The following is an 11,547-nucleotide window of genomic DNA, read 5'->3' on the forward strand; positions in this document are numbered from 1 at the left end:
CGCTCACAACGGGATGTTGCCGTGTTTCCTGGCCGGGGTGGTCTGCCGTTTCGTCCGGAGCGTGTGCAGGGCCCGCGCCACTTGCAGGCGGGTCTGCGACGGCGCGATGACCTGGTCGATGTAGCCACGTTCCGCTGCCAGGTAAGGATTCGAATGCCGTTCGCGGTATGCCTCGGTGAGCCGCCTCCGTTCGGCGGAACGGTGTTCTGAGGGCAGCGCGGCCAGTTCGTGCCGGTGCAGCACCCGCACCGCGCCTTCGGCGCCCATCACCGCGATCTCCGCGGTGGGCCAGGCCAGGTTGACGTCCGCGCCGAGATGCTTCGAACCCATGACCGCGTAGCCGCCGCCGTAGGCCTTGCGGATCACCACGGTCACCATCGGCACGGTCGCCTCGGCGTAGGCGTAGATCAGTTTGGCGCCGCGGCGGATGATCCCGTTCCGTTCCTGCGCCTCGCCGGGAAGGTAGCCGGGGACGTCGGCGAGGGTGAGGATCGGGATGCCGAAGGCGTCGCAGAACCGCACGAACCGCGCGGCCTTCTCCGAGGCGTCGATGTCGATCACACCGGCCTGATGCCGCGGCTGGTTGGCCACGACGCCGACCGTCCGGCCCCGCACCCGGCCGAAGGCGCAGATCATGTTCGGCGCGAAGCCGCTGTGCACCTCCATGAAGTCGCCGTCGTCGACGAGCCGGACGATCACCTCGGTCATGTCGTAGACCTGGTTGAGCGAATCGGGCACCAGCCGGTCGAGTTCGAGGTCCGCGGCCGTGAGGTCCGGCTCGGTTTCGTCGGCGTACTCCGGGACGGCGTCGAGGTTGTTGGACGGCAGGTAGCCGAGCAGCGTCTGTACCCAGTCGATCGCGTCCTGTTCGCCGGCCGCCCGGTGGTGGGCGTTCCCGGAGACTTCGCTGTTCACCGCGGCGCCGCCGAGCCGCTGGGCGGTGACCCGTTCGCCGCTGACGGCGTGCACGACGTCCGGCCCGGTGACGAACATGTGCGCGGTCTCGTCGACCATCACGGTGAAGTCGGTGATCGCCGGCGAGTAGACCGCCCCGCCGGCGCACGGTCCCATGATCAGCGAGATCTGCGGGATGACGCCGGACGCCAGCGCGTTACGCCTGCCGAGTTCGGCGTAATAGGCCAGCGAGACGACGCCTTCCTGGATCCGGGCGCCGCCCGAGTCGTTGATCCCGACGACGGGGCAGCCCAGCGTCATCGCCAGATCCATCACCTTGAGGACCTTCTCGCCGAAGACTTCGCCCATGCTGCCGCCGAAGACCGTGAAGTCCTGGGAAAACACGCAGATCTGCCTGCCGTCGACGGTGCCGTGGCCGGTCACCACGCCGTCGCCGTACGGCCGGTTGGCGTCCATCCCGAACTCGGTGCACCGGTGCCGGGCGAACTGGTCGAGTTCGACGAAGGAACCCGGGTCCAGCAACAGCTCGACGCGTTCGCGCGCGGTCAGCTTGCCCTTGGCGTGCTGCCGGTCGACGGCCCGCTTCTCGGCGATCCGGACGGCTTCGTCCTGGCGGGCGGCGAGGTCGGCGATCCGGAACGCCGTCGTCGGCGCGAACGGGGCATCGGTCATGGTCTCGCCGCCTTCGGTGCCCCGAGCCGGGCGGCGAGTTCGGCGGCGACCACTTCGACGTGCGGCGGGTCGATCATCGACAGGTGATCGCCGGGCACCCGCACCACTTCCAGCTCCGTGCAGAAGACGTCCCAGCCGAGGGCGTCGTCGGTACGCAGATACCGCGGATCGAGGGTGGTGGTCAGCGGATGCGGCTCCTGTGCGCGCACCAGGAGAACCGGCCCCGCATAGGGTTCCGGCTGGTAACGTTCGGCGACCCGGGCGTCCACATAGGACTCGTACTGGTGCCGCAGCACGCCCTGTCCCAGCTCCGGGACCTGTGCGGCCAGTCTGCTGATCACCAGCCGGATCTGCTCGTCGTCACCGAGCCGGACGAGGTCCTCGCGCGGGATGTCCAGCGGCACGCCGTAGGTCCGTTCGACGTGCTCGGCGAACCGGTCGAACCGGTCCAGCAGGATCTCGTCCGCGGCCTTCCCCCGCGCGGGCAGGGGCAGGATGCTGTCGATCATGAACACGAGATCGACCCGCTCCCCCGCCGCGGTCAGCCGCCGGGCGGTCTCGTAGGCGAGGCAGCCGCCGAACGACCAGCCGCCCAGTCGATACGGGCCCTGCGGCTGAATTTCCCTGATCAGCTCGAGGTAGCACTCGGCCTTGTCCTCGACGGTGTCCTCTTCGTCGATCCGTTCGAGCCCGTAGACGGGCCTGCCCTCCGGCAGCAGGCGGACGAGTCCCTCGTACACGCTCGTCGGGCCGCCCGCCGGATGGAACAGGAACACCGGATCCGCGCCGCCTTCGCGCAGCGGCCGGACCGGACAGCCCCCGCGTCCCTCGATCCGGTCACGCAGCAGATCGGCCATCGCGGCGATCGTCGGTGTGGCGAAGAGCAGGTCGACGTCGGGGACCGCGCCGAGCTGCCCGGCGAACACCGCACGCAGTCGCTTCGCCGCCTCATCGTCGCCTCCCGCGGCGAAGAAGTCGTCGTGGACTCCGGGTTCCGCACCGTCGAGTTCCGCCTGCCAGTGCCGGGCGATCCAGCGTTCGGCCGGATCACGCGGTCCGACGGTCACGGCCGGCCGGGCTGGCCGCGGACCTCCCTCGCCGAAGCCCGCCTGTTCGGCGAGGTGATCGGCGAGTTCGCCGAGGCTGGCGCCGCGCAACAGCAACGGAATCGGCAACGGCAGGCCGAAATCGCGTTCCACCACACCCTTCGCGCGCATGGCGGTGAGGGAGTCCAGGCCGAGCCTGGTGAGCGAGACGTGCCTGTCGATCTCGTCCGCGGCGAGGCCGAGCATCCCGGCGACGAGACCGGCGAGATAGTCGGCCAGCATCTCGCGGGCCGCTTCCGGCAGGACCGCCCGCAGCGTGTCCAATCCGTCCCAAGTGGACGGACCGGTATCCGGTTCTTCCTTGGGCATCAGCATCTCGAAGAACGGCCGCCCGGCCAGACGCGGGAACAGGGCCAGTACGGTCCCGGCGTCGACGCGGGCGATGCCGGTCGATCCGCGATCGCGGTTCAGCACGGCGTCCATCGCCGCCAGTGCCTCGTCCGTGCCGAGTGGTTCGAGCACCGGGTTGCGGCTTCCGACGGCCGCTCCCGCCTCGCCCCAGGCTCCCCAGCCGATGGTCGCCGCCGGCAACCCGCCTGCGCGGCGCCACTCGACGAGCGCGTCCACCCAGGCGTTCGCGGTCGCGTAGGCGGCCTGCCCCGGCGATCCGAACAACGCCGCCGCCGACGAGTACGTCAGCCACCAGTCGAGTTCGTGTCCGGCCGTGGCCTCGTGCAATCGCCACGCTCCCAGCGCTTTCGCGCGCCAGACAGCCTCGACGGCATCTTCGTCGAGGGCGATGGCGGCACCGTCGGACAGCACACCGGCCGCGTGCAGCACGCCACGCAACGGCATACCGCCTTCCGTGGCGGCCGCGACCAGCGCTTCCGCCGTCCCCGGCTCGGCGATGTCGCCTGTCACCACACGGACGTCCGCATCCAGTGCGCGCAGGTCCGCCTCGACGGCGGGGCTCGCGCCGCGTCGCCCAGAAAGGATCAACCTGGTCGCGCCGCGCCCGGCCAGCCAGTCCGCCGCGACCAGGCCGAGGCCGCCGAGACCTCCGGTGATCACATAGGCGCCGTCGCGCACAACGGTCTCGTGGCCGGCTTCCTCTAGGTCCGGGCGGGCCAGCACCCGCGTGTACCGGACGCCTTCACGCCAGGCGATTTCGTCGTCCGGCGCGTCCGCGTGGAGCTCCGCCGCCAGCCTGGCGACCCACAGCTGTGCCGGATCCGGCTCGGCATCGAAGTCGACCTGGCTCGCTCGCAGCTCGGGGTGTTCGAAGGCGAGGACACGGACCAGCCCGCGAAGCCATGCCTGCCCGGGATCACCGCGTTCGCCGGGCTCGATGGCCGAGGCGCCTGCGCTGACCAGCCACAAACGTGGTGCGGACGCCGCTTCGGCCAGCTCGGCGACGACGCCGGAGAGCGTGGCGACACTCCGCGCGGCCCGCATCGGATCGGGCGTGTCCGAAGTGGCCACCCACGCGAGGACGCCCGTCACTTCGCGGGAACGCAGGATCTCCGCCAGCGCGGCCCGATCCCCGAGCGGAACCGTCACCAGTTCGTCCCCGGCGAGTCGTTCGCGCAACGCCGGCGGCCACGGCGAGCCGTCCTCCAGAACCACCCAGCCGCGCGGACCCGGTTTCGCCGCCGGTGGCTCGGCCCGCCGCCAGACCGTCTCGAACAGCAGATCCGCCATCGGCACCGGCAGTGCCGAACGCTGGAACCGGCGGCAGTAGACGTCACGGAACTCGACCAGGACGACGTCGTCGGCGTCCACCAGCTGGACGCCGCCGACCAGGCCGTCACCGGCCGGGTCGAGTGAGTCGAGAACGGCGTCGACCCGGACACCACGCCGGGGATCACCGGCGAGGACGATCCCGCCGAGCGTCAGCGGCAGAAAGACGCCGTCGGCCTCGCGCAGCGCGTCCCCGGCGGCCGCGGCCAGCGCGTGCAGGCAGGCGTCGGCGATCACCGGATGCAGGACGTACGCGGGATGGTCGGCGGGCAGCGTGATTCGCGCCGAGGCCCGGCCGGGCGCCGCCAGAACCTCTCGCAGCCCGCGGAAAGCGGGACCGTAGCTCTGCCCGGCCGCGGCCAGCACCGGGTAGAGGTCGACCGGCCGGGCGTCGCCGCCGACCGGGCCGAACGGCACGACCGCGGTGTTGCCGTCGCGGACGCGGGCGGTCGCGTGCCGGACCCAGCCGCCATCCGCGGCCCGCCCGTAGACGTCCACTTCGGATGGTCCGGAACCCGTGCTCAGACTGGTCGTCACCTCGGTGTGCGCGGCGAGCGGGAGGACGCGGTGCAGTTCGAGACCGCTGACGCGCAGATGCCCACCGGGCCGCAGGACGGTCTTCGCCGCCGCGAGCGCCAGTTCCAGGAAACCGGCGGCGGGGAACAACGGGACCCCCATCGCCGCGTGGTCGGCCAGCCACGGCCGCACCGCTGTCCCGACGTCCGCGTGCCACAGGTGCCCGCCGCCGGTCGGCTGTTCGATGTGGACACCCAGCAACGGATGCGCGCCACCGGATCCGGGCCGGGAGGCGGGCCGCCGTGGCCAGAACCGTTCGTGCCGCCAGCGTGGGCCGGGCAGCTCGACCGGAAGCGGGCGGGGGCCGCCGCCGTCGAGCACCACGGGCAGTCCGAGGGTGTGGAGCCGGGCGAGCGTGATCAGGAACGCCGTCCGCTCGTCGATCCGGCGGCTCGCCGACGGCAGCGCGAGCGCGCCGGTGCTCTGCTCGATCGCGGCCAGCGCGACCGGATGCGGCGATATCTCGACGAACACGCCGTACCCGTCCGCGGTCGCCGCCGCCAGGGCTTGGCTGAACCGCACCGGACGGCGCAGATTCGCCGCCCAGTAGTCGACGTCGAACACCGGTGAACACTGTGGATCGTCGAGAACACTGCTGTAGCAGGGGATCTCCGCGGGTCGCGGGGAAAGCCCGTGGAGCTCGGCGCGGAACCGGCCGAGGACGGCGTCGACGGCTTCCGAATGGCCGGCACCTCCGACCGGAAGACGCTTCGCCAGCCTGCCGAGGCCCTCCACATGCGACACCAGGGCCTCGACCTGTTCGGCGCCGCCACTGACGGTGCACTGGACCGGCGAGGCGTAGACCGCGACGGTGATCCCGGGGAACTCGGCTTCCAGGTCGGCGAGTTCGGCCGGGGACAGTTCGACCACCGCCATCGCGCCGTCGCCGGACGCGTCGACCTCGGCGAGCAGCCGGGCGCGCGTGGCCATCACGCGCAGGCCGTCGGTGACGTCCAGCGCTCCCGCGACTACGGCGGCCGCGACCTCGCCCATCGAATGTCCGGCCACCGCGGCCGGGACGACGCCGTGCGCGCGCCAGAGCCCGGCGAGGGCGAGGTGCATGCCGAACAACGCGAGCTGGGTCGCGGCGAGGTCCGGCAGGTCGCGCTCACCGGAGAAGACCGCGCGCAAGGAAAATCCCGCTTCGGCCAGGAACACCGGGTCGAGCGCCTCCACCTCGGCACGGAACGCGGGTTCGGAGCGCAGCAGGAGGCGGCCCATGCCGGGCCACTGGGAGCCGTAGCCGGAGAAGACGAACACGACGTCGGGCAGGGGACCGGCCTCGCCGGCGACGACGTCTCCGCCCTCGCGTCCGGCGGCCAGTTCCCGCAGCGCGGCGGCGGCCCGGCCGCGTTCCCCGGCCACCACCGCGCCGCGGATCGGCAGGTGGTCCCGGCTCCTGGCCAGCGTCGTGGCGACCACGTCGAGCGGTACCGCGCGATGGGCGGGGTCTTCGAGCCAGTCGGCCAGATCGGCGGCACGCGCCCGAAGCACCTCGGGCGATCGGGCCGACAGCGCCAGCACCCGCGGGCCCTCTGCGTCCGTCCCGCGGGCGGGGAACGACGCGGCGGGCCACTCTTCGAGGACGACGTGGGCATTGGTGCCGCCGAAGCCGAACGCCGAGACCCCGGCCCGCACGACGTCGGAGTACCGCGGCCAGTCCGTCCCGGCGCCGACCATCCGGAGGCCGAGACCGGCGAAATCGATATGCGGACTGGGTGCGCGATGATGCGGGGTCGGCGGCAGCCGCCGGTGGACCATCGCGAGGACCACCTTGATCAGCCCGGCCATCCCCGCCGCGCCTTCGAGATGCCCCAGATTTCCCTTCACCGAACCGATCAGGAGTGGTCGGCCGGATTCACGGCCTGCTCCGAGCACCTCGCCGAGCGCGACGGCCTCGATCGGATCCCCCACCGCCGTCCCGGTGCCGTGCGCCTCCACGTAGTCCACAGAGGACGGTTCGACCCCTGCCGCCGCGTACGCGTCACGCAGCAGGTCGGCCTGCGCGCCGGGGCTGGGCGCGACGAGACCGTTCGACCGGCCGTCGGAGTTGACCGCGCTGCCGCGGATCACGGCGAGCACCCGGTCCCCCGCGCGGCGAGCGGCCTTCAGCGGCCTGAGCACGATCACGCCGCAGCCTTCACCGCGGGCGATGCCGTCGGCGTCGGCGTCGAACGGTTTGCAGTGCCCGTCCGGGGCCAGCACCCCGGCACGCCGGAAGGACGCGGTGACGGCGGGTGAGAGCAGGAGGTTCACCCCGGCGACGAGCGCCGTCCCGCATTCACCGCGGCGAAGGCTCTGCACAGCCTGATGCACCGCCACCAGCGAGGAAGAGCACGCGGTGTCGAGGGTGAGGCTGGGCCCGCGCAGGTCGAACAGGTACGAAAGCCGGTTGGCGGCGATGCTCGTCGCGGCCCCGGTGGCGGACCAGACGTCGACGGTGGCGGGATCGGCCATCGTCAGGTGGCCGTACTCGCCCGCCGAGAGCCCGACGAACACGCCGGTCCGGGTCCCCCGCAAGGTGGACGGCGGGATCCCGGCGTGTTCCAGCGCCGCCCAGGCGACTTCGAGCAGCATCCGCTGCTGGGGATCCATCGCTTCGGCCTCGCCGGGGGTGATGTCGAAGAACGCGGCGTCGAAACCGGCGATGTCGCCGAGGAATCCGCCACGGCCGAGGTCCTCCTCGAACGCGTCCCAGCGGCCTTCGGGGACTTCGCGGATGCCGTCACGGCCGTCGTCCAGGAGCCGCCAATACCGCTCCGGGGAGTCCGCGCCGCCCGGCAGACGGCAGCCGACACCGACGATCGCGATCGGCTCCCCCTCCCGGCCTTCACCGCTCACGATCGCGGAGTCCTCCACTGTGGACAGACGGGCGGCGAGAGCGGCGATCGTCGGGTACTGCCACACCAGGGTCGGCGGCAGCGGACGGCCGAGGTACCGGCCCAGCTCCGCCGCCAGCTCCATCGACTCCCGGGAGGAAAGGCCGTTCTCGTGCAGCGGGCGGTCCGGGTCGACCCGATCCGCGGGCAGCCCGGTCCGCTCCGCCACCCGCGCGACGAGCCAGGCGCGGATCTCCGCGGTCACCCGAGCCGCCGCGCGGTCAGCGAACCGTCCAGAAAGGACTTCCGGCAGAGGGCTCTGCTGATCTTGCCGCTGGAGGTGCGCGGAACCTCGCCGGGGGCGAGGAAGACCACGTCGTGCGGCCGGAGACCGTGCGCGGCCGAGACCGCCCTCCGGATCTCCGCGGTCGCCACGGCGATGTCGGCCTCGGCGCCTTTGGCCCGTTCCGCCACCACGACCGCCGCTTCGCCGTCTTCGTACTCGATCGCGAACGCCGCGGCGGAATGCGGCCGGACCGCGGGATGCGTCTCCACGGTCTGTTCGACGTCCTGCGGATAGTGATTGCGGCCGTCGACGATGACGAGGTCCTTGAGCCTGCCGGTCATGAACAGCTCGCCCTCGTAACGCACGCCGAGGTCCCCGGTCGCGAGCCAGCCCGCACCGGACTCCGGATCGATCGGCGGCAGCCCGAAGACACCGTCGGACGCGGCGGGCCGTCCCCAGTAGCCCACGCCGACGTTCGGGCCGTTGACCTGGATCTCCCCCACCCGCCCCGGTTCGACGAGCGCGCCGGTGACCGGGTCGGCGATGCGGACCCGTTGCCCCGCCGGAAATCCGCAGGAGACGAGCGTGGTGGACACCGCGCCGGGGAGGGCGGGCGTGGCCAGCCCGGCGGCGAGCCGCTCGCGGTCGAAGGCGACCTGTCGCGGGGCCTTGCCCGCTTCGGTGACGGAGACGAGCACGGTGGCCTCGGCCAGCCCGTAGGAGGAACGATGCACCTCGGGCCGCAGCCCACAGTCCTCGAAAGCGCCGTGGAACTTCGCGATGGTGGCGGGCAAGACCGGCTCGCTACCGTTGATCAACGAGACGACCCGGCTCAGTTCGAGGTAGCTCTTCTCGTCCTCGGTCACCCGGGAAGCGCTGTAGGCGTAGGCGAAATTAGGTGCCGCGCTGATCGCGCCGGGACTGGCGGAGAGGGCACGCAACCAGCGCGACGGCCGTTCGAGGAATGCGAGCGGATCCATCAGGACCGACGCCGCGCCCGCCGCCATCGGCGCGCCGATCCCGAGGATCAAGCCCATGTCGTGGAAGAGCGGCAGCCAGCTGACGGTGGACGTCGTCCCCGTTTCGATCGAGTAGGCGTCGCAGGCCTGGCGGGCGTTGGTGAGCGCGTTGCGGTGGGTCAGCATCACCCCGGCCGGTGTCCGCGTGGAACCGGACGTGTACTGCAGGTAGGCCAGTCCGTCTGGTTCCGGTCGCGGCCAGGAACGATCACCGGCCGCGACCGGAGTCGAGGTGTCGACGGCGAGCACGGCGGGGCGCTCGATATCCGTCGTGGAAAGGAACCCGGCGACGGTGTCGAGCCCGTCGGCGGTGGTGAGCACGACCCGCGGCGCGCAGTCGGCGAGCACGGCGGCCAGCCTGCCCGCGTGCCCCGGGAGGTCCGGGGCGAACAGCGGGACCGCCACCAGCCCGGCGCGGATCGCGCCGAGGAAGGCGACGACGTAGTCGGCGGACTGCCGCGCCAGGATCGCCGCCCGGTCGCCCGGGGCGGTGAAAGACGTCAGCCGGGTGGCGAGGACGTCGACCCGGTCGTCGAGTTCGCGCCAGGACACGGTGACCGCCCGGCCGTCCGCTCCGGCGCGATGGTCGAGATAGGTCACGGCGACCTCGTCGCCGAGCCGCCACGCCCAGTACCTCAGCAGTGTCGCGAACGACTCCCCGCCGCGCGCGTCTTCCGGCTCGCAGGCGGCGACGACCGATTCCGAAATGGTTTCCATGGCCCCTCGTTTGACGACGTGAGCAGGAGCGGGTGAATTCGGAACGGCACCGTTGCCGAAAGCGGATTCCATTCCGGAGACCGTTCTTTGAGCTGCCCGGAACTGTATGGATACCGCGGGAAGAGTGTCAATGAAAGGATGATGGAACGCCGTCGAAGACGCGGACGTGCTCACGGGGAAGTGAGAAAGGGGGCACCCCGCTTGTCACTTCGGGACGAACTTCGGCCCGGCCGGGGGTTCAGCAACCGGAGCGCGAGGAGCGCGCCGGTGAGTTCCAGCCCCGCCGCAGTCAGCAGGCCCGCCGTGTAACCACTCGCCAGCGCGGACTCGGCACCCTCGTCGAGCCGGGCCGTGCGGACCACCGCCAGCACGGCGCCGATCAGCGCGACACCCAGCGCGCTGGACAGTTCACGCGACGCGGTGAGCAGTCCGGAGGCGGTGCCCGCGTGCCGCTCCGCCACGATTTCCAGCGCGTACGAGGTCAACGGTGTGGTCAGGGCCGATCCGGCACCGATCAGCACCAACCCGGGAATCCGCGGAAGCACTTCCGGCACGTGGTTGACGGCGGCGATCGCCAGCAGTCCCGCGGCCACCGTCGCCAGCCCGGCCGCGACAGTCCGATGTGGACCAAATCGTGGTACGGCCCACGGTACCAGCGGCGTCGCGGCCACCACCGCCACCGCCACCACGACCAGCGGCAATCCGGCGTGCAGCGGCCCGAGCCCGAGGGATTCCTGATGCAGCAACGGAGTGAAGAAGAAGACGCCCGAAACGCCCAAACCCCACAGCAACTGCACGGTGAGGGCGCCGGCGAAGACCCGCTGACCGGTCAGGCCCACCGGCACCAACCGCACGCGCGCGCGTCTTTCCCTGAACACGAACCAAATCGCGAACCCCGTCCCGGCCACGCCGAACACCGCGGACAGCAACGCGCCGCCCTCGCCCAGTTCCACCACGGCGGCGGCGATCAGGACCATCCCCGCGGTCACCACCAGCATGGACAGCACGGCGGGCCGCCCGGCCGCCGGATCGCGGTCCGCGAGGGCGACCGTACGCGACAGCAGCAGCATCGCCACCACGAACGGGAGATTGACGAAGAAAATCCAGCCCCAGCCCCAATATTCGCTCAGCACGCCACCGAGCGTCGGACCGAGCGCGAGCGCGGCCGCGAGACAGGCCGTCCACACCGTCGCCCCGACCGCCCGCCCTCGCGCGTCGAGATTGGTGCGCAACAGGCTGAGCAGGGCCGGGACCAGGAACGCCGCGGCGGCGCCCTGCAGTACCCGCGCGGAGATGACGAGCCACGCCGTCGTGGCCACCCCACCGGCCGCCGCACCGACCCCGAACGCGAGCAGCCCGGCCCGCAACGTCGCGGCCTGTCCCCAGCGGTCCACCACCGTGCCCGCCACCGGGAGCAGCCCGGCGAACGGGAGCATGTAGCCGATGCTCACCCATTGCAGCGTGGGCAGATCGAGACCGAGTTCCCGGCCGATCGACGGCGCGCCCGCCGCGACGATCGTGTTGTCGAGGGTGGTGACGAACGCCCCTAACGCGATCATGAGGAGCGTCGGGCGCATTTTGCCTCCTCGTGAGCGGTAAGGACGGCTCTCACGGAGCGCCTGAGCCTCAGGTCCGTGAAGGGCAGGTCGTGAGTGGTAAGTGTCGTTCTAACGACACTTACCACTCACGACCCCCAAAGAAAAAACCACAATTTAACCAAAACCCGCCATATCGCCCCCCCCAAACCTGCCGTATGG

The 11,547-nt window shown here is 71.6% G+C and carries 4 protein-coding genes; all 4 read right to left on the reverse strand.

The genetic code is table 11. The features are described from left to right. Positions 1-3: 3 nt before the first annotated feature. The 4 genes from ACIHAO_RS28490 to ACIHAO_RS28505 all read right to left on the reverse strand — a co-directional run bounded on the left by ACIHAO_RS28490 (position 4) and on the right by ACIHAO_RS28505 (position 11,367). Positions 4-1,587 (reverse strand): acyl-CoA carboxylase subunit beta, encoded by a 1,584-nt coding sequence (locus ACIHAO_RS28490; RefSeq protein ID WP_396562897.1) that lies wholly within the window; start codon positions 1,585-1,587, stop codon positions 4-6. Beyond that, positions 1,584-8,033 (reverse strand): SDR family NAD(P)-dependent oxidoreductase, encoded by a 6,450-nt coding sequence (locus ACIHAO_RS28495; RefSeq protein ID WP_396562899.1) that lies wholly within the window; start codon positions 8,031-8,033, stop codon positions 1,584-1,586. Before ACIHAO_RS28495 ends, ACIHAO_RS28490 begins: the two co-directional genes overlap by 4 nt. Beyond that, positions 8,030-9,790 carry a fatty acyl-AMP ligase gene (locus tag ACIHAO_RS28500; protein WP_396562901.1) on the reverse strand — a complete coding sequence of 587 codons (1,761 nt, stop codon included), beginning with the start codon at positions 9,788-9,790 and terminating at the stop codon, positions 8,030-8,032. The genes ACIHAO_RS28495 and ACIHAO_RS28500 overlap by 4 nt, the downstream gene beginning before the upstream one ends. A gap of 170 nt (positions 9,791-9,960) precedes the next feature. Then, complete coding sequence (locus tag ACIHAO_RS28505) at positions 9,961-11,367, reverse strand: MFS transporter (RefSeq protein ID WP_396562903.1); 1,407 nt, start codon at positions 11,365-11,367, stop codon at positions 9,961-9,963. Positions 11,368-11,547 lie beyond the last annotated feature (180 nt).

This window comes from Amycolatopsis sp. NPDC052450 (assembly GCF_044547565.1).
GTDB lineage: Bacteria > Actinomycetota > Actinomycetes > Mycobacteriales > Pseudonocardiaceae > Amycolatopsis.

What these genes read in the sequence shown, in the direction of transcription:
- ACIHAO_RS28505 (WP_396562903.1), bottom strand. Translation starts at nt 11,367, where the DNA reads ATGCGCCCGACGCTCCTCATGATCGCGTTAGGGGCGTTCGTCACCACC.
- ACIHAO_RS28500 (WP_396562901.1), bottom strand. Translation starts at nt 9,790, where the DNA reads ATGGAAACCATTTCGGAATCGGTCGTCGCCGCCTGCGAGCCGGAAGAC.
- ACIHAO_RS28490 (WP_396562897.1), bottom strand. Translation starts at nt 1,587, where the DNA reads ATGACCGATGCCCCGTTCGCGCCGACGACGGCGTTCCGGATCGCCGAC.